This window comes from Photobacterium obscurum (assembly GCF_026191635.1).
Lineage (GTDB): Bacteria > Pseudomonadota > Gammaproteobacteria > Enterobacterales > Vibrionaceae > Photobacterium > Photobacterium obscurum.
Map to the genome: position 1 here is coordinate 163,332 of NZ_JAKRRW010000003.1, position 19,446 is coordinate 182,777.

Consider the following 19,446-nt stretch of genomic DNA (forward strand, 5'->3'; position numbering starts at 1 on the left):
TACCTTAAATTAACTTAAACTAGGGGAAGTAGTAATAAACGAACTGCGAATTAGTGCAGTTCATCCATTAGAGCTACAAGGTGATCTACAGCTGCTTGTGCCTGAGCACCTTCTGCAGAGATAGTCACTAGTGTGCCTTTAACTAGACCTAGAGTTTGTAGTTTGAACAGGCTTTTAGCGCTTGCACTCTTACCGTTTGAAGTCACAGTGATGTCAGCGTCGAAAGCTTTAGCTTCTTTAACGAACTGAGCCGCTGGACGAGTGTGTAGGCCGTTTTCTGCAGTGATCTCAACTTGCTTCTGATACATTTTTCACCCCGATGTAGATATAGTATTTATTTAATATTAACGTAACTGAAAGAAAGCTTAACGTGGATAACGTATGCTTGCTAATCTGGAGTATAAACTACCCAACAGTTCGGCGTTTTTGCTTAATCCAAGTCAAGTTTTTGTGACATTTCTTGCTTTGGTTGCATCAAAATGGTCGATTGTTGACCTTTTATTTCGACGCTAAAAATAAAACGCAACGGATTTATATTAAAGCTAGGATTAAAATGCAACAAAAAAGCCCCCTCTGGGGGGGCTTTTAAGCAACAAAAAGCAATCTATCATTATAAAATGTGATCACTGTTGGGTTTCTTTTTCTGTGAAGATACCCGCAAACAGAGCGGTTGATAGGTAACGCTCACCTGAACTTGGTAGCACTACAACAATGTTTTTGCCGGCAAACTCAGGTCGTTCTGCAATGCGGTTGGCAGCCACAACGGCGGCACCGGAAGAAATTCCCGCCAGAATACCCTCTTCATCCATCAGGCGACGTGCCATTTCGATGGAGTCTTCAGAACTAACACGCTCAACCTCATCAATTAGAGCTAGGTCTAGGTTGCCTGGAATGAAGCCGGCACCGATCCCCTGAATCTTGTGCGGAGCAGGCTGAACCTCATCTCCGTTTAGTGTTTGGGTGATAACCGGAGACTCAGAAGGTTCAACGGCAACGGTAGTGATCGATTTGCCTTTCTGCTGTTTGATAAAACGGCTGACACCGGTTAGCGTACCGCCAGTACCCACACCGGAAACGAAGACATCAATTTCACCATCAGTCGCATCCCAAACTTCAGGCCCGGTTGTTTTCTCATGAATTTCCGGGTTAGCAGGGTTGTTGAACTGCTGAAGTAGCAGATACTTTGATGGCGCAGATGCAACAATTTCTTCGGCTTTTTCAATCGCGCCCTTCATGCCTTTTGGTGCTTCAGTCAGTACCAAGTTTGCACCTAGAGCTTTAAGCAACTTACGACGTTCCAGGCTCATGCTCTCAGGCATTGTTAGGGTCAGCTTGTAGCCTCGTGCAGCAGCCACAAAAGCCAGGGCAATACCTGTATTACCACTGGTTGGTTCTACAAGCTCAACACCTTCTTTCAAGATACCTTTTTTTTCTGCATCCCAAATCATATTTGCGCCAATACGGCACTTAACACTGAAGCTAGGGTTGCGAGCTTCAATTTTGGCTAGGACATTGCCTTTACTAACACGGTTAAGACGAACTAGCGGGGTGTTACCAATCGTTAGGGAGTTATCTTCGTAAATCTTGCTCATGCTTGTCGTTCCTTCGTGACACGTTTTCAACAAATGACAGATTAAGCATAAACGGTGATTGATATTTGGAAAGTAATTAATTGTTATATCTTATTGTTATATAAGAGGGCGAGATCCTATAACCTGGTTTTTAGAGGAAGGGCGGGCTCGAAAAAAAACGGGTCCTTGGAAGAGCTGGTCTTAGGAAGGAGCAGGGCTTGACACTTACTTGAGGCCTTTGACCCAGGCCCCAAACAAAAAGCGAGAGCCATTGGCTCTCGCTTTCAGGTTTACGCTTTATCTAGGATCGTATCCCTACCGGATCCGGTACTGCTCCCGGTAATGATCGACCCACATTGCCGTTGCACCGCAAACCGCGATCGGCATAACGACAAGATTTAGTAGCGGGGTCATGGTAAATAGCATTACCAAGCTACCGAAACTTAGTGATTTTCCACGTTTGACCTTAAGGGCATCGCGCATGGTAGTGAACGGTACCTTGTGGTTATCAAATGGGTAGTCAGCATATTGGATACTCATCATCCAGGCGCTGAACAAGAACCACAGCACTGGTCCGACGGTTTGGCCGATTGCTGGGATCCAGAGCAAAATAAACAAACCGAGTGCTTTTGGCAGGTAGTATTTTAGCTTTATCCACTCCCGGTGCATGATACGTGGCAAATCTTTAAGAATATCTTTTAGTCCCGCATCCGGTGTGGGCTCGCCGGTTAACTTGGCCTCTAGGTGTTCGGCTAGCAGTCCGTTAAACGGCGCTGCAATCCAGTTGGCAATGGTACTGAACAGATAGGAAAAGGTAACTAGGGTCGCAATGGCCAGTAGTGGCCATAGTAAGTATGACAACCAGTCAAGCCACTGTGGCAAGTAAGCCATCCAACTATCTATCCAGTCACCCAGCTGGCTCAACACGAAGCCAAAGGCACTGCCGAACAGTACGATATTCACCAGCAGGGGTAAAATGACAAAGCGGCGGGTACCTGGTTGCAGCGCTAATGACATTCCTTTGAAAAAATAGCCGGCTCCGCTGACCGGGTTTTGAATTGCTGGCGATTGGTACATCTGATTCTCCTTCATGCACTTTTCTCGCGAGGGATTTTCAATCCGAGAAAAGAATAGTAAGTGCATGTTAACGGCGGATGGTGCATCGAATCAAATATCATCTGAATGGTATAGAAGAATAAAGCAGAAAAAGTGCGCTATTCTGTATTAATTTTGCTCGATTTTGTGCTCGGCAGCACTATCTTGCACGAATCACGATAATCATCTTCTCATTCTGATTTGAGATTTGGTACATTAGAGGTAATTCCTTTAATTATCTGCCTTATTGTATAGCAAGATAATTAAAGGAATTGGTATAGAATTATTAGGTTTAGTTCAGAACTCGACATATTCGAGCCTGAGCTGCCCGATGAAACATCGTTTGTCATTAGTCCCGTTATGGGTAACGAGTAAATTCAGAGTATTCATATGCAGGAATTGCGTCTGGTTCTTATTATTGTCGGCGCGCTGGCTATTGCAGCGTTACTGTTGCATGGCCTGTGGAGCAGCCGGAAGGAAAAACCCGCTAAGTTTGGTGAAAAGCCTCTGGGCAAGTTGGATGAATCTAACAATGTCGATGCGGATGGTTTTGATCAGGATGGAGTTGGTAGCGTTAGGGTTGTTAACGGCGATGAACCAATTCCGGAAAAAGCCCGTCCGTCTCGAAAAGAGCCAGAACTTCACTTTGGTGGCAAGATTGAGGCCGATCCTTTGATGGAGCCTGCTGAAGAAACCTTCACTGCAGAACCAGCATTAGATCTGCCGAAAATGTCGGCTAAGCCAGATGTACAACTTGGCACGAGCCCTGACGTTGAACCCGTTAAGCCAGCCGCCAAGCAAGCAATAGCTGAACCGAGCCCGACAGTTATGGTGTCAGAGCCGGTGACTTCAGAGTCTGTTGTTTCAAAAGCAGAGAAAGTCCCTGCCCAACAGCCAGAGCCTATCCAGCCTCAAGTGTCTGAGCCAGTAACGGCGAGCGTTGAGGGTGAGTTACCGGCACCGGTACTGACGCCAACCGAAGAAATGATTGTGGTAGAACCAAGCGAGCAGCCTCTTCGCGCTGAGATCGAAGAGCCGCTACTAGAGATTGAACCTGTTATTGAAACAGCAATCATGCCAGAGCCAGAGCCAGAGCCAGAGCCAGAGCCAGAGCCAGAGCCAGAGCCAGAGCTAAAACCTGATTATCTTGTATTGAATGTCCATGCACGTAATGGTGAGAACCTGCGCGGTACCAAGCTGTTTAATAGCCTAGAGCAGAATAACCTGTACTTTGGCGAAAACTCGGTTTACCACCGCCATGCAGACGTTGCCGGTACAGGCCCCGTTATCTTCTCTGTAACCAATATGGTACATCCGGCGCATTTCCCTGAAGGCGGGGCTGACGCTTTTGAAACTCCGGGCATTGCATTTTACCTGATGCTACCGTGTGAAGGTCGGGCGGATTACAATTTTAATCAGATGCTTCAGACGGTACAACGTGTCGCTGATGAATTGGGTGCCGATGTGCTCGATCATGAGCGAGCAATGATCACCCCTCACCGTATTGATGAATACCGAGAGAAAGCAAAGCTTTATACTCGAACGTAACGCGGGTTGCGAAATAAGATATAATTTGGCCCCTTTCAGGGGCCTTATTTTTATACGATAGGAAGAACAATGAGTCACGACATCCAGCAGCAACTGACAGTGTTGCGCGAACAACTTGCATATCATGGTCACCGCTATTACGTCGAAGATAACCCTGAGATCCCTGATGCTGAATATGACCGAATGATGCAACAGCTGCTGGCCCTAGAAGCTGAGCACCCAGAGCTGATGACGGTTGATTCACCGAGCCAGCGAGTGGGTGGTGCGCCGCTGGATGGCTTTACACAGGTTACCCATGAACTGCCAATGCTGTCGCTGGATAATGCGTTTAACGATGAAGATTTACAGGCGTTTGAGAAGCGTATGCTGGATCGCCTGCTATCTTCTTCGGCATTGAGCTATTGCTGTGAGCCCAAACTCGATGGTTTGGCTGTCAGCTTGATGTATGAAAATGGCGTGCTGGTACAGGCGGCAACACGAGGTGATGGTACGACAGGTGAGAATATTACCGCCAATGTTCGCACTATTCGCTCGATCCCGTTAAAGCTACAGGGCGAAGGTTGGCCGAGGCGCCTGGAAGTACGTGGTGAAGTCTTTATGCCGAAGAAGGGCTTCGACGAGCTAAATGAAAGGGCGCAGAAGAAAGGCGAAAAGACCTTTGCCAACCCGCGTAATGCTGCTGCGGGCAGTCTGCGTCAATTGGATTCTAAAATAACCGCAACCCGGCCTTTAAGTTTTTATGCCTATTCTGTCGGTGTTGTTGAAGGCCTTGAGCTGGCTTCTAGCCAGTATGACCGATTGGTGCAGCTCAAATCTTGGGGCGTACCGATGTGTCCTGAGATCCGCCAATTGGATCAGTTGAGTGATGTGATTGCCTACTATCAGGATATTGGCGAAAAGCGCCAGGCGCTGCCATACGAGATTGATGGGGTGGTGATCAAAGTTGATGATGTGGCTACTCAGGTTCAGCTGGGATTCGTTGCCCGAGCACCGCGTTGGGCCATTGCCTATAAGTTCCCGGCACAGGAAGAAATGACCCGACTTAACAATGTTGAGTTTCAGGTTGGCCGTACCGGCGCGATTACCCCGGTGGCGAAGCTGGAGCCGGTCTTTGTTGGTGGGGTGACTGTGAGTAATGCCACACTGCATAATGCCGATGAAGTCGAGCGCCTGGGCGTTATGGTTGGCGATACGGTGATCATTCGCCGTGCCGGTGATGTGATCCCGCAGATTGTCTCGGTGGTGAAGTCCCACCGTCCCGATGATGCTGAAGCAATTGTCTTCCCGACAGTGTGTCCGGTGTGTGAGTCAAAGGTTGAGCGTATTGAAGGCGAAGCCGTAGCCCGTTGTTCTGGTGGTTTGTTCTGTCAGGCACAGCGCAAAGAGGCCTTAAAGCATTTTGTTTCACGTAAGGCGCTTGACGTCGATGGCTGCGGAGAAAAAGTGATAGAGCAGCTGGTTGATCGGGAAATGGTCGCAACACCAGCAGATTTGTTTAAGCTTTCTGCTGGCGTCGTCACGGTACTTGATCGGATGGGGCCTAAATCTGCTCAGAAGCTGGTGGATTCGCTCGCTAAGTCAAAGCAGACCACATTACCACGTTTCTTATACTCGTTGGGGATCCGTGAAGTCGGGGAGGCAACAGCGGCGAACCTGGCCAACCATTTCGAAAACCTTGATGCAATCAAAGTGGCCAGCAAAGAGCAGTTGATTGAAGTGCCTGATGTGGGTGACATTGTTGCGGCCCACTTGTACAACTTTTTCCGTGAAGAACATAACCTGGCGGTAATAAACGATTTACTCGAGGTGGGTATTCACTGGCCAGCGATTGAAAAGCCTGAAGAAGGCATCGAATTACCGCTTGAAGGTAAAACAGTGGTGTTGACCGGTTCATTGTCGCAGTTAACTCGCTCTGATGCTAAAGCGGCACTTCAGAAGCTAGGCGCTAAGGTAACAGGCTCTGTGTCCAAGAAAACAGACTTGCTAGTTGCGGGCGAAGCTGCTGGCTCAAAACTGGCAAAAGCCCAAGAGCTGGATATCGAAATCTGGGACGAGCAAGCTCTGGTTGACCTTATCAATCGTTAATTAATTCAACCAATCAATTCGTCGTGATTGTTTGATTGGCTACTTTTATTGTTTGATGGTTTCAATATTATATAAATAAACTACGGTGGTACTCTGTTTCTGCAGAGTGCCATATATTCCTCGCTTCATACCTTTCCTCGATTTATACCTTTTTGATATTTTTCATATCTCAAATAGTTCCATTTTATTTTTGTTAACGTGACGCTCGTTACAGTGAAAATCGAATTTCATCCATTTTGTTTTTTAGATCGAATTCACACATCTCATTTTTAGGTTTTTTTAAGCTTCTGTTTTTATTCGGTTTGTTTGTTTATTTATATTTATATCGGGAAAGGTTTGAGCTGGATCACTGTAGCGGTGGAAATTTGCACTGAGTCATATTTTTCAAAGAATAAATTAAGTTCTCATTGATGTTTTGCGCCGCGAAAGTAGTCTAATAGCTGAAGTTAATCAGCGGTTCTCAAAGAACTAAAAAAATATGATTTAGCTGAATTTAGTTTTCGGCTGACATATTGGGAGTTTTACTCGGTGTCTTCGGCGGCCAACCATAAAGACATCGGTATACAGCTAGTATTTTTAGGAGTTATTCCATGGAAAACATGTTTAAACGCTCAGTGCTTAGCGCAGTAGTTGTCGGTATTATGGCAGGTTCTGCTGTTGCAGTAGCCCCATCGGCTCACGCGAGCGGTTTCTTCGAAGATTCATCTATAAATGGCGCCATGAACTTCATGTTGCGCGATCGTACTCGTGCAAGTTTTGATGCGGAAACCGGCGAAGATGGGCCGAAGAGACCAAACCTAGACCACGGTTCAATCTTTACTAACCTGGGCTTCAATTCTGGCTACGCGGGTGATGTATTTGGTGTCGACCTGAATGTTTATGCAACATATGATATGTGGCAGAACGCTTCAGCAGATCATGAATTCAACTTTTGGAATGTAGATAACCCGTTTGGCGGTACGAATCCAAGTACTGGTGACTGTCTAAATGCTCAGGGTGAGGAAGGTTCTGAAAGTAAATGGAACGTTGACTGTAATGATAATGGTATCAGCTACCAAACGGTTGCAGCCAAGTTCAAGTTAGGTGAAGACGGTACTGCCAAGCTTGGTTACTTCCAGCCATCTGTACCTTCAGCAATGGGAGTTAACTGGAGTTTTGCTGCCGGTACTTATTTAGGTGGTGAAGTCGGTTATAAGTTTGGTGACTTGGACTTAGGTGCAGTGTATGCAACACGATACAAGGCTCCCTGGTTTAAAGATACATATGAATTACAAACCACTAACGGCGAAGATGCTGGTGATGCATACTCTATTGGTGGCCGCTATACCCTAGCTAATGGCCTTTTGTTTGATGCTGCATATGCAGGCCTAACAGATGGCGACCGTAAGAATGCCCACTTCAAAGTGAAGCATACACTAGACAGCGGCCTGTATCTTTCTGGTCAAGTGTACGCGGTAGATGATGACGAGCAGTTTGACAGCACTGCATACCAGTTTGCGTTCCTGTCAGCGAAATCCTTTGGCCCTTATTCATTGCGTGGTGAGGCAACTTACACCGTTGCTGAGTCTGTAGATGAAAACAGCATGGGTAACATGGCCTACCGTCTGACTGCTCAGTACGGTGGTTCAAATGGTACTTATGATATCTGGTGGAACAACCGTTCAGATTTCAACCATGATGGCGAACTTGCAGTGTTTGGTTCATTATCTCGTGATTTCAATGACTTAGGTGCTCCCGGCCTAAATGCTGGCTTGTCTGCAGCAATGGGTATTGCCTCTTCTGATGTTGCAGGACTTGATGACCTAACAGAATATGCCGGTAGTGTGTTTGTCAGCTATGCTATCCAGAATGGTGCGCTAGAAGGTGCTAATGTTGGTTTCCATTACACTGAGTACGTCAACGACACTGATACTGATAACTGGGCTGGTTGGACTAACTTGTTCCAAGATGAGACAGACATTAAAGTAACACTAACAATTCCTTACTCTATCAAGTAAGTCGATTCTGCTTTAACTCATTTAATAAATAGCCGGGTAAATTACCCGGCTTTTTTTATTTAGAATTTCTTCATTGGCCATTTGTGCTATTGCTTCTTCTGTATTGATTCCTCTTTTTTTTAACTTGATATACCTCTTTTATTTCTGGCGGTTTGATTCTGCTTTACCGTTATCAGCAGTGACAGGTGTATTCGCCGACTTAACTATGTTTTGCTCTTGAAATAATCTTGAATGAACTCTGTCTCTAGCGATTTATCCAGCACGTTTAGGTGAGACGGATCACTTTTTTGAGTTTAAAAAAAATCAAAAAATAAATAGAAAACTGAATGGTTATAAATAGGGGAGGGTTTATGGATTCTATGGGCTTATGTATTGCGACTCTGTGCACATAATATGGCTATATTTTGCTTTATGTTTTCTTTTGTTTTTCGCTTAATGTAATGATTTGTAAGTATTTATTGTTTTTTAGTTTTCGCTGATTTGAAGGTCATCATAGTTTTCCCTGGACTATCTTCACGAGGCGAAAAAAGCGGTTAGGCTTGTCTGTGTTTGAAATAACACAAATACAAAACTGTGTACGAATCCTCCGGCGGCCAACTTGAGGTTAAGTACACAAAACAGCTAGTTTATTAGGAGTATTTCCATGGAAAACATTTTTAAACGTTCAGTACTAAGTGCGGCAGTACTGGGTATCGTTGCCGGTGTTTCATTGACTGCAGCACCATCTGCGCATGCTGACGGTTTCTTCGAAGATTCCTCAATCAATGGTGCGATTAATTTCTGGATGCGCGATCGTACTCGTGGTGGCTTTGATGCTGATACCGGTAAAGATACACCAAAAACAACGAACCTCGACCATGGCTCTATCTATACCAGCCTTGACTTCAATTCAGGTTATGCCGGCGGTGTCGTTGGGTTAGATCTCAACGTTTATGCGACCTTTGATATGTGGAATAACGGCTCGCCTGATCATGAAATGAACTTTTGGAACGTTAATAACCCATTCGATATGGATCCGGACACCAATACTGGTTGTGTGAACAATGATGGTGAATCGGCTGGTGCGGAGTGGGACTCTGATTGTACCGATAACGGCATTAGCTACCAGACTGTCGCCGCCAAATTCAAGTTGGGTGAAGACGGAACAGCAAAACTGGGTTATTTCCAACCGTCAGTGCCATCAGCAATGGGGGTTAACTGGAGCTATGCTGCGGGTACTTACCTTGGTGGTGAAGCGGGTTATAAGTTCGGTAACTTAGACTTAGGTGTGGTGTACGCGACACGCTACAAAGCGCCTTGGTTCAAAGATACATACGAATTACAAACCACGAATGGCGAAGATGCCGGCGATGCTTACTCTGTAGGTGGCCGCTATACGTTTGGTAATGGTCTATTGGTTGATGTTGCTTACGCTGGTTTGACCGAAGGTGATCGTAAGAATGCCCATGTAAAAGTGAAGCACACATTGGATAATGGCTGGTACCTATCTGGCCAGGCTTATGTAGTCGATGATGACGAGCAGTTTGACAGTACGGCCTATCAGTTAGCATTCTTGTCGGCGAAAACTTTTGGCCAATACTCTGTTCGAGCTGAAGCGACCTATACAGCAGCTGAAAGTATTGATGATAGCCTTGTTGGCAACATGTCTTACCGTTTAACAAGTGCATACGGTGGCTCAAACGGGGCTTACGATATCTGGTGGAACAACCGTTCTGACTTTAACCATGACGGGGAATTTGCCGGTTTTGCATCACTATCTCGTGATTTCAGCGACATAGGTGCTCAAGGTTTCAGTGCTGGCGTATCTGGCGCATTCGGTATTGCTTCTCCAGATATCAGCGACGTGGATGACCTGTTCGAGTACGCAGGCAGCATCTTTGCAAATTATGCAATTCAGGGCGGTGCGCTGAAAGGGGCTAACCTAGGCTTCTATTACACCGAGTATGTGAACGATACCGATGCAGGTAACTGGGCTCCGTACACTAACTTGTTCCAAGATGAGTCAGATATCAAAGTAACGCTAACCATTCCATTTACCGTTAAGTAAAATCAGCGGGTTACAGATTTATAAATAGAAGCCGGGCAGTTGCTCGGCTTTTTTTATTGTGTTCTAAATCGTCTTTTATCAAGTGATATCTCAATTAACGTATCACTTCTGAGATGAACTATTTCTTTGTTTCAAAAAATAATTCCAGCTCGGTCAGCCACCTGTTTCGCTGTCCTATACTCAAATTTAGATGTAAGTCACATTAATGAGAGGATGTATGAAAACGTTATTTGCAGCAATTGTTGTTATGATGATGTCGCTTTCTTCTAGTTGGGTGATGGCGAACAATGGTTCAGGAGGCGTTCCTGGTATGCCGATCTATCGCTGTGTACTGGATAATGATGGCAAAGTGACTGAAGAATGGGTCCCCCATCATATTTGCCAGCAGAAAGGCGGTAAAACTATCTTCTGATCACCAATGTTGTTGTTTGAAAGCAACTTTGCTTGCTTTCAAACGACTCGTTTGGTACTAAATCAACCTGCATTTTTTCCCTCAATCTCTTCTGCCGCTTTGTTGTATTTGTACAATTGATTCACAGTGCTAAAATAGCAGCCAATTTGTTGTTAGGCAGCTGCATTTGCTGTCGGACTCTTCCTTTACATTTAGGTAATTTCAGATGACGGTTAAAACTCGCTTCGCACCGAGCCCAACTGGCTTTTTGCACGTCGGTGGTGCTCGTACTGCACTTTATTCTTGGTTGTTCGCTAAACACATGGGTGGCGAATTTGTTCTTCGTATTGAAGATACTGACCTTGAACGCTCTACACAGGAAGCGATCGATGCCATTCTTGAAGGTATGGAATGGTTAGGTTTGACTTGGGATGAAGGCCCATACTACCAAACCAAGCGTTTTGATCGTTATAACCAGCTAATCGATCAGCTACTTGCCGAAGATAAAGCGTACAAGTGCTACTGCCCTAAAGAGCTGCTTGACGAGCTTCGTGAAGAGCAGATGGCGGCTGGTGTTAAGCCTCGTTACGATGCTAACCACCCGAAAGTTGTTGCGGCAAACGGTGCTGCGACGGAAGAGTCTCCGTTCGTGATCCGTTTCCGTAACCCGAAAGAAGGTTCTGTGGTATTTGATGATCACATCCGTGGCCGCATTGAGATCGCGAACAGCGAGCTGGATGACCTGATCATCCGCCGCACTGACGGTAGCCCAACTTATAACTTCTGTGTAGTGGTTGATGACTGGGATATGGGGATTACTCAGGTAGTTCGTGGTGAAGACCATATCAATAACACTCCTCGTCAAATCAACATCTATAAAGCACTTGGCGCGCCAGTTCCTGAGTTCGCACACTGTGCAATGATCTTGGGTGATGATGGTGCTAAGTTATCTAAGCGCCATGGTGCGGTAAGTGTAATGCAGTACCGTGACGAAGGTTATTTGCCTCAGGCACTTCTTAACTACCTTGTACGTCTGGGTTGGTCTCATGGCGATCAGGAAATCTTCTCGCTAGAAGAAATGATCAAGCTATTTAGTCTTGATTCAATCAGCAAGTCAGCGTCTGCATTTAATACCGATAAGCTATTGTGGCTGAACAACCATTACATCAAGACGGCTGAACCTGAGTATGTGGCTGAGTATCTACAGTGGCATCTTGATCAGAAAGAGATCGATATCACTAGTGGCCCGGCAATTACTGAGGTGATTAAACTGGTTGGTGAGCGTTGTAACACCCTGATTGAACTTGCCGAGCAGTCTCGTTATTTCTATCAGGATTTCAGCGAATTTGAAGCTGGCGCTGCGAAAAAGCACCTTCGCCCAGTGGCGAAAGATGCGCTGGCATTAGCACTGTCGAAAGTAGAAGCGCTAACTGAGTGGACGACTGAAAACTTGCACAGCGTGATCAAAGAAACTTGCGAAGAGCTAGAGCTTGGCATGGGTAAAGTAGGCATGCCGCTGCGTGTTGCTGTTACTGGCCAAGGTCAATCACCATCTGTTGATGCTGTGATGCAGCTGGTTGGTAAAGAGCGTGTTGTTGCTCGTATCCAGATGGCGCTGGCGTTTATTGCTGAGCGTGAAGCGAATAGCTAATTTTTAGTAATAAGATCGCTAAAAGCGGAAGATGTTTATCTTCCGCTTTTTTTATTCACTTTTTTTTCATTCGTTCATAATCGCTGATGCAAACCCAGAAACTGGGTGCTGTTGCACAGTACTTCATCGCATCTTGCGGGATCACAACTTCTTTTCCTTCCAATGTAAAAGCAGAAACGCCAAAGCTAGCCGTTAGTAACATTGCAGAGCAAAATGCAGCGAGTTTTTTCATTGGTCTTACTCCTCGGTCGTGGTTTGATTATTACCATTCAGCACAGTAATCAACTGCTATCAATACAGTCATTGACCTCTAGAGATTAGGACAAAATCATAATCTTAAGCGTATTATCTTACTTGATTAGCAGATTAAGCTTCAGGAGCTCTGAAAATAGCTTTTGTGACCATGCTCACACAAAGTGTTTTATTGGGCTTTTTTGAACGCACATCTATTGACATGAATTCATTAAGTTTTTATTATCAGCTCCAGATTTTGGGGCTATAGCTCAGCTGGGAGAGCGCTTCGCTGGCAGCGAAGAGGTCTGCGGTTCGATCCCGCATAGCTCCACCAAATTCCTCGTATTTTCTTAACCTTGAGAAGATACGACAGACAGAAAACCTCGCATTTATGCGGGGTTTTTTGCTATCTGGCGTTTATAACTTGATGGGCGAGAAAGGTTTTTTCGTGATGCTAGGATCTTATCGTGAGAGGATCTGTAGATGAAATATTTGTTGTAATCAGTCGAAAGAATACGGTGAGGCAGATAATTGCTGAAGATTGGACTTGTTACTAGTAGGGGAAAATGGCGCTCCCTGCAGGAGTCGAACCTGCGGCCTTCCCCTTAGGAGGGGGACGCTCTATCCAGCTGAGCTAAGGGAGCATCAAGTAGAAACTTGAATAACCATTATACCTAAAATCTTACTGATTTTAAGTAATTAGTGTTAACGAGGTAGCTGCTTGGTCAGTAAATCACCAGGTTGAATGCTGCTAGCCAGATCGGCCTGCTCGACAGAAAGCTCTGTCGACTTCTCATATACACGTTCTACGGTCAGGGCGATATCTGTCTGTACCATGCGGTTGCGCGGTATTCCCTGTTGGTCGATGAAGCCGGCGCTATGCCAGAGTTTCAATTTATCACCACGCTTAACGCCATGAATTCGGCCAATATTGATCTGGACCGTATTGCCGTAGACATTGACGACTTCTGGTAGGCTAGTGCGGCATGAAAGCGAGGTCTCTAGGTCCAGCATCATGTTGCGGCTAACTCTTAGTAAAGCCTGACCATAGCTGGATTGCCAGAACCGGGCGCTTTGGGTATCAACGTTGCTGACTCGAGAAAACGGCCATTCCGCGACTTCTCGGTAATTGTTCTGAACCAATACTTCGCCTGTTTTTCCGTCCATGATTTCCAAAGTGGCGGCAAATTGACGGTTTATTTTGTCACTTCGGATCAGGTTGCTGTCGAGGGTGGAAGTGAGGTCAGTAATTTGACCACTGACGATGTATTGGGCGTCATTGTCTTCGGCCAGCATCATCATTGCGGCTGGTTGGCCGGCATTCACGGGGACGCGTGTCTCACCTGACACCACAAAACTTTGTGACTTACGTTCAATCTGGCGTTTGAGTATCGATGTGAAATGATCCCCGAGCTGGTAGATCCCCCCCATCGAAGCATGTTGCGGAGAGGTAATCGAGAATCCCCCCAACAAAACACCTTTCTTGTATTGGATCTTGTGGCAAGTATTTGCCGATGGATAGATATCAATTCGTGCCGTTAGGTAATATTTGCCGCTTTTCTTGCGGGTTTTTAATACCATAACATGACGAACTTCACTGCCGCTGAACTGATATTCCTCCCGCTCTGACGATAGGTAGGGCTGGAGGTGAGAGAAACTGGCAATGTCGGCACCGGCATAGCTTATTGCCTGATATACTGCATCCTCAAGTGCATTGGTTCTGGCTGTGCTTTCACTTTCAAGCAGCACGGCTGATCCAGTCACTTCCAGCCAGGCGGCATTGAGCTGGAATGAAACAAGTAAGCACAGGCTGCTAAAGGTTTTAAATAGTTTTCTATTCATTGTTTTCAACTTAGGTATGAAAATTGCTTACTCAGTGATTAGCTGAAGATAAACTTGCCGTTTCTAATATTAAGTATGTAAGCGCCATGCAAAGAATGTTCCTAAAAGTATTATTGACGGCGACAGGGAATTAACAGGTAAAGTTTTTCTGTTTTTGAACGATAACAGGCTACAAGTCTCTTTTCATCCGGAGCTGGCTAGAATGAAAAAATGGATAGTCCTGATACTGGCAGTGATGACTGTATCTTGCTCATACTCTCCGATTTATAATGGTAAAGAACCCTATACGGGAAGTTCTTTTCTATTAACGGAAACTCCTCGTCATACGATGGACTTCTTTATTGAAGGTCTGACTGAGCAGCTAGTGGTCTCGAATCAGTACCTGAGTGCGAAAACGCCGCTGGCCGTAACTTCATTTGTTGACTTGCAAGAAATGAACGAAACCAATTGGCTGGGCAATACTGTCACTGAAGGCTTTATGTATCAGATGCAGCAGCGGGGTTATACCGTTGTCGATTATAAAGCGACAGGCGCCATCAAAGTAACCGCCGACGGCGATTTTGCCATTAGCCGTGATTGGCGAGATCTTGCCGCCGAACAACCTGTTGACTATGTGCTAACGGGGACGATGTTACGTCAGGGCGGTGGCGTGCTTGTGAATGCCCGAATTATTGGTATGCGTTCACGAGTCGTGATTGCATCGGCGCAAGGCTTCTTGCCTGCCGATAGGATTGGACGTGATCTGGATACATTGAATAAAATGCGGATCCAAAATGGTGTGATCATCCGTAGCGAAGCCACTAGTTTTGATCGCAATACCGTGGTGTTAAAACCTTAGTGCTAGTTACTAGCACTGCGAATGATAGATTTAGTTTTAGGAGTTATTATGCGTTACTGGTTTCTGTTAGTTCTTTTTGCGTTGGCGGGCTGTCAGCCTCTAACAGAGATGCGTAACGAAGATCTGCTTACTGCGGTGGGGTATGCCTCGATCAGTGAACAGCGCGGCCGTACGATAGAAGAAAAACGAGTACGAGCGATGCGGGCTTCGAAAATTGATGCTTACCGTGAGCTAACTGAGCAAGTCTATGGTATGCGTATCAGTGCCCGAGCTGGTATGGAAGATCAGCAATTGGGTGTGGAAAATACTGATGGTGCTGTTGATGGTATTATCCGAGGCGCAGAAGTGATTCGAAGCTATCCGGTTGGTGACAGCTTTGTGACTGAAATGCAGTTGGATTTACGCAAAATGGATCGATTGAAGCAGCATGGTGAAGTCTTCCACGTGCCAACCAACCAAGAAACGATCTTTTAAGTAAAGAGTAATTAGCTATTCTGGAAGAACGGGCGCTTTAGTTTGAAAGCGTCCGTTTTTTGTTATCAGGCGATAGTACTTAGGCTTTGATATTTGTGCCCAACGAACGGATGTTTTGGGCAACGCCCTCGCTGTTATAAGTCATCTGCTGTTTGCCACGGCTTTGCTGGAATAAATTGTTGAGTTTATGAAAGCTAAGCTGGGCGCGTTGCAGGGCTTCACCATTCACTTCATTGAATTCCTTGCAGCGATTAACCTCGGCTTTTATGGATTCAACTTTTTGAGCGAGCTCTGGGTTTTCCGTTAGCTGCTGGCGATGGGCATGGCTGGCAATCAGGTGATCCTGCTGCTGAACCTTATTGATCAGGGCGAGTTTTTCGGTAGCGAGTGTACCTATATCAGCGGCTTTGCGTTCTACAATCGCCGCTTTTTCTTGTTCCAGTAGGCGGGAGAGAGAAACTAGGGTCGCCAGTTGCAGCTCTAGTAACTGTTCGATAGTGTGGGACATTCGCTTCTCTCTGCTACTTGGTTAACGAGCAATATGGTGGTTACAGACCACGTAGCTCATCTTCAAATTTCATCATGTTAGATGCCAGCTTTTCAGCATCAACGACATAGGAGCCATTCGAAATCGCATCTTTGATAGCAGCAACTTTGGCGCTGTCAAAGCTTGGCTCGGCGGCTAGCTGCTGGTGGATTTGTCCCACCGCTTTACCTTGCGTGCTAAGCGAGACGGCATCACCTTTACTGCCACCAAGTGACGTAGGCTGCTGATTTTTTGCTGCTCCTGATGTAGAGCTCGACACATTGCCTTGATTGCTGCGTGTCGTGGTCATTGGCTGACCGGAGCGTAGCTGATCAATACTTGCCATATTTTAAGCCTTTGAACAATAAACTAGAGACAGCCATTATTTCGGCAGGGTCTGTAATAACTTTAGCATTTAATTAAAAGTTTACAGTTACCTCACCAACACCGGTAATAATACCATCGACAACCCGTTTCGACTTAGTGTTTTGTACCCTAATTTGCTCACCGAGGGAGCCATCGGAGAGGGCAGTGCCTTTGGTGACAATATTCAGTCCGCCGCCGCCAGCTTTGATCAGTACCGAGTCATTGCGACAAACGAGACAGATATCATTGCCTTGAATAGCTTCCCCCATATTAACAGCGCGCTTCACTTTGGAACCAATGATCTGCTGAGGAAGTTCAAAGACAACACCACGTTGAAAGCGTGTTTCAACCATACTGACGGCCAGATCGGGGGCGGATAGGACAACACCACGGGCTAACGGCTTTGCGGCAACGACGCGAGGAAGGAGCAGCCGGGTACGAACCGGGACATAAACCTGCCAGTTATTTGGTTCACAACTGACTAATACCGTGACGTTACCCGACAGAGATTGCTTCCCGGGGATCGTGCTTTTGAGTGGCGCTGAGCAGGGTGTCAGCTTGAGTCGGGAGTCTAAATTAGCGGCCTTGATGGTCAGCTCTCCCTTGGGCGGAGTGTCGATAATATTTTTGACGTATTCCACCGCAGTATGTTGTACCATATCAAGAGTGGCTTGCGGCGTTGCCGATACAATTGTGCTAAAGAAAAAAGCCAGCAGGCCGTTAATAATGGGTAAGAGTGTTAAATGTGTTCTTTGGGTCACGGTTTTTACTCTTTAATGCAAAGTCTTAAGAGCTACAATTAGCTCTCAAAGCTCATAATAAGTGATTTACGGTGATAATTTCCATCGTACACCTATTGAACTATAAAAAACGCATAACATGGAGTCACCTTTATGTCGGGGATACTTGATTCAGTGAATCAGCGCACCCAGCTTGTTGGTCAAAACCGCTTGGAGCTTTTAACCTTTCGTCTTCTAAGGCGTCAGCGCTATGGAATAAACGTATTCAAAGTCAAAGAAGTTCTTCAGTGTCCGAGACTGACGACAATGCCAAACTTGCACCCCTTAGTAAAAGGCATTGCCCATATTCGTGGACAGACAATCTCTGTTATTGATATGAGCCTGGCAACGGGGGGGCGTCCAATCGAGGATTTGGACAACTGCTTTTTGATCATTTCGGAATTTAACCGTTCGATCCAGGGCTTCCTTGTGTCATCTGTTGAACGTATTATCAACATGAACTGGGAGTCGATTTTACCGCCACCGAAAGGTGCCGGCAAAGAAAACTACCTGACTGCCGTGACTGAAATCGACAACGAACTGGTCGAAATCTTGGACGTAGAGAAGATTCTCGATGAGATCTCTCCTGTCAATACGGATATTAGCGGTACGGTACTTGAGGAGCTGATTGATGATACTCCGGTGATCCGACGTGTTCTGGTTGCTGATGACTCGAGTGTTGCACGTAAACAGGTTCAGCGCGCCATTGAGGCAATTGGTTGTGAGTGTGTTTTGGTGCAAGATGGTAAGGAAGCCATTGAAAAGCTGCGAGAGATGGCCAAAGACGGCAGCATCTATGATCAGCTTGCATTGGTTATTTCAGATATTGAAATGCCAGAAATGGATGGTTATACCTTAACAGCAGAAATTCGCAATGATGCCCATTTAAAAGATTTACATGTTATCCTGCACACCTCGTTAAGCGGTGTATTTAACCAGGCAATGGTTGAGCGTGTAGGTGCCAACGCATTCATCCCTAAATTTAACCCGGATGAGTTGGGGGCTGCGGTGAAGGCCGCAATGCCAAAATAATCTGATAAAGAGAAGTAGATGACAGCCATAACAATAAAAGACCAGGAATACCGTGATTTTTGCCGCTTTTTAGAAGCGCAGTGCGGGATTGTACTTGGCGATAGTAAGCAATACTTGGTGCGTAGCCGCCTGAGTCCATTGGTCAGCCGATTTTCGCTATCATCTCTTTCTGAGTTACTGCAAGTTGTGAATAGCGGTCGCAATCGCGAGTTACGCGTCGCCGCCGTGGATGCCATGACAACCAACGAAACCTTATGGTTTCGTGACTCCTATCCGTATACGGTGCTGGCCGATAGAATCTTACCGGAATTGGCTGCCAACAAGCGGCCGATTAAGATTTGGTCATCGGCAAGCTCGTCTGGCCAGGAACCGTATTCGATAGCGATGACGGCGCTTGAAACACAGAACCGTCGTCCGGGGATGTTAACCAGTGGTATTCAGATCACGGCAACGGATATCTCGCAGACGATGCTAGACACTTGTCGTGCAGGTGTTTACGACAATTTGGCTCTGAGCCGTGGGCTTTCACCGGAGCGCCGCCGAATTTTCTTTGAAAATAACGGCGACGGACGAATGAAAGTAAACGATAAAGTGAAGCGGATGGTTAACTTCCGCCCTCAGAACCTGAAAGACAGCTATGCGCTTCTGGGTAAGTTTGACGTGATCTTTTGTCGCAATGTATTGATTTATTTCTCTCCTGAGATGAAAGCAAAAGTCCTTAACCAGATGGCTGCAAGCCTGAACCCTGGAGGCTACCTGCTGCTTGGTGCATCTGAGTCGCTGACTGGCCTGACTGATAAGTTCGAGATGATCCGCTGTAACCCAGGGATTATCTACAAGCTCAAATAAAACCTAGATTCTAGGATCTAATGAGTAATCGAGGAACAAAACCTAGTTCCTCGATATTCCCTCCTCTTTTCACGTCCCTTTCTCTATCTTATTTCAAACTTGGCATACCCTTTGCTTATAT

The 19,446-nt window shown here is 46.0% G+C and carries 18 protein-coding genes and 2 tRNA genes; 11 read left to right on the forward strand and 9 right to left on the reverse strand.

Annotation, left to right across the window (positions count from 1 at the left end; all coding sequences use genetic code 11):
- Positions 1-50 precede the first annotated feature (50 nt).
- The 3 genes from MD588_RS04915 to cysZ all read right to left on the reverse strand — a co-directional run bounded on the left by MD588_RS04915 (position 51) and on the right by cysZ (position 2,648).
- Positions 51-308, reverse strand: coding sequence for an HPr family phosphocarrier protein (locus tag MD588_RS04915; RefSeq protein WP_265695812.1), 258 nt, complete (start codon positions 306-308; stop codon positions 51-53).
- 315 nt (positions 309-623) lie between these two features.
- On the reverse strand, positions 624-1,592 hold the full coding sequence (gene cysK, locus MD588_RS04920; protein WP_265695814.1) for a cysteine synthase A: 969 nt from the start codon (positions 1,590-1,592) through the stop codon (positions 624-626).
- Between the two features lie 294 nt (positions 1,593-1,886).
- Positions 1,887-2,648: a sulfate transporter CysZ gene (gene cysZ, locus MD588_RS04925; RefSeq protein WP_265695815.1), complete on the reverse strand. Its 762-nt coding sequence runs from the start codon at positions 2,646-2,648 to the stop codon at positions 1,887-1,889.
- A gap of 408 nt (positions 2,649-3,056) precedes the next feature.
- Between cysZ and zipA the strand changes: the two genes are divergently transcribed.
- From zipA to gltX, 6 genes are all read left to right on the forward strand, one after another.
- On the forward strand, positions 3,057-4,214 hold the full coding sequence (zipA, locus tag MD588_RS04930) for a cell division protein ZipA (protein ID WP_265695817.1): 1,158 nt from the start codon (positions 3,057-3,059) through the stop codon (positions 4,212-4,214).
- A gap of 69 nt (positions 4,215-4,283) precedes the next feature.
- Positions 4,284-6,299: an NAD-dependent DNA ligase LigA gene (gene ligA / locus MD588_RS04935; protein WP_265695819.1), complete on the forward strand. Its 2,016-nt coding sequence runs from the start codon at positions 4,284-4,286 to the stop codon at positions 6,297-6,299.
- A 590-nt stretch (positions 6,300-6,889) separates the two neighbouring features.
- On the forward strand, positions 6,890-8,296 hold the full coding sequence (locus tag MD588_RS04940) for an OprD family outer membrane porin (RefSeq protein WP_265695821.1): 1,407 nt from the start codon (positions 6,890-6,892) through the stop codon (positions 8,294-8,296).
- Between the two features lie 643 nt (positions 8,297-8,939).
- Positions 8,940-10,343 (forward strand): OprD family outer membrane porin, encoded by a 1,404-nt coding sequence (locus MD588_RS04945; protein ID WP_265695822.1) that lies wholly within the window; start codon positions 8,940-8,942, stop codon positions 10,341-10,343.
- Between the two features lie 217 nt (positions 10,344-10,560).
- Complete coding sequence (locus MD588_RS04950) at positions 10,561-10,755, forward strand: hypothetical protein (RefSeq protein ID WP_265695823.1); 195 nt, start codon at positions 10,561-10,563, stop codon at positions 10,753-10,755.
- A gap of 205 nt (positions 10,756-10,960) precedes the next feature.
- Complete coding sequence (gltX, locus tag MD588_RS04955; protein ID WP_265695824.1) at positions 10,961-12,385, forward strand: glutamate--tRNA ligase; 1,425 nt, start codon at positions 10,961-10,963, stop codon at positions 12,383-12,385.
- Between the two features lie 55 nt (positions 12,386-12,440).
- Here the strand turns inward: gltX and MD588_RS04960 are convergent, their stop codons facing one another.
- Positions 12,441-12,617 carry a hypothetical protein gene (locus MD588_RS04960; RefSeq protein WP_265695825.1) on the reverse strand — a complete coding sequence of 59 codons (177 nt, stop codon included), beginning with the start codon at positions 12,615-12,617 and terminating at the stop codon, positions 12,441-12,443.
- A 260-nt stretch (positions 12,618-12,877) separates the two neighbouring features.
- Here MD588_RS04960 and MD588_RS04965 point away from each other — a divergent pair.
- Positions 12,878-12,953: transfer RNA gene (locus MD588_RS04965), tRNA-Ala, on the forward strand.
- Positions 12,954-13,186: 233 nt separating this feature from the next.
- On the opposite strand, the gene MD588_RS04970 is transcribed toward MD588_RS04965, so the two are convergent.
- Together MD588_RS04970 and MD588_RS04975 are read right to left on the reverse strand one after the other, a co-directional pair.
- Positions 13,187-13,263: transfer RNA gene (locus MD588_RS04970), tRNA-Arg, on the reverse strand.
- A 61-nt stretch (positions 13,264-13,324) separates the two neighbouring features.
- Positions 13,325-14,461: a flagella assembly protein FlgT gene (locus tag MD588_RS04975; protein ID WP_265695827.1), complete on the reverse strand. Its 1,137-nt coding sequence runs from the start codon at positions 14,459-14,461 to the stop codon at positions 13,325-13,327.
- Between the two features lie 202 nt (positions 14,462-14,663).
- On the opposite strand from MD588_RS04975, the gene MD588_RS04980 reads away from it, so the two are divergent.
- Both MD588_RS04980 and MD588_RS04985 read left to right on the forward strand, forming a co-directional pair.
- A complete protein-coding gene (locus MD588_RS04980) occupies positions 14,664-15,299 on the forward strand; it encodes a FlgO family outer membrane protein (protein WP_265695828.1) in 636 nt (211 codons plus the stop codon).
- A gap of 45 nt (positions 15,300-15,344) precedes the next feature.
- Complete coding sequence (locus MD588_RS04985) at positions 15,345-15,773, forward strand: LPP20 family lipoprotein (protein WP_407676546.1); 429 nt, start codon at positions 15,345-15,347, stop codon at positions 15,771-15,773.
- A gap of 79 nt (positions 15,774-15,852) precedes the next feature.
- Here MD588_RS04985 and MD588_RS04990 read toward each other — a convergent pair whose 3' ends face one another.
- The 3 genes from MD588_RS04990 to flgA form a co-directional block, all read right to left on the reverse strand.
- A complete protein-coding gene (locus tag MD588_RS04990; protein WP_265695830.1) occupies positions 15,853-16,281 on the reverse strand; it encodes a flagella synthesis protein FlgN in 429 nt (142 codons plus the stop codon).
- Between the two features lie 40 nt (positions 16,282-16,321).
- Positions 16,322-16,645, reverse strand: a complete 324-nt coding sequence (gene flgM / locus MD588_RS04995) for a flagellar biosynthesis anti-sigma factor FlgM (RefSeq protein ID WP_265695831.1) — start codon at positions 16,643-16,645, stop codon at positions 16,322-16,324.
- Positions 16,646-16,718: 73 nt separating this feature from the next.
- Positions 16,719-17,426, reverse strand: a complete 708-nt coding sequence (flgA, locus tag MD588_RS05000) for a flagellar basal body P-ring formation chaperone FlgA (protein WP_265695833.1) — start codon at positions 17,424-17,426, stop codon at positions 16,719-16,721.
- A gap of 132 nt (positions 17,427-17,558) precedes the next feature.
- On the opposite strand from flgA, the gene MD588_RS05005 reads away from it, so the two are divergent.
- Together MD588_RS05005 and MD588_RS05010 are read left to right on the forward strand one after the other, a co-directional pair.
- The gene (locus MD588_RS05005; RefSeq protein ID WP_265695834.1) at positions 17,559-18,476 is read left to right on the forward strand and encodes a chemotaxis protein; all 918 of its coding nucleotides are present in this window, start codon (positions 17,559-17,561) and stop codon (positions 18,474-18,476) included.
- Between the two features lie 18 nt (positions 18,477-18,494).
- Positions 18,495-19,325, forward strand: coding sequence for a protein-glutamate O-methyltransferase (locus tag MD588_RS05010; RefSeq protein WP_265695835.1), 831 nt, complete (start codon positions 18,495-18,497; stop codon positions 19,323-19,325).
- The last annotated feature ends 121 nt before the right edge of the window (positions 19,326-19,446 follow it).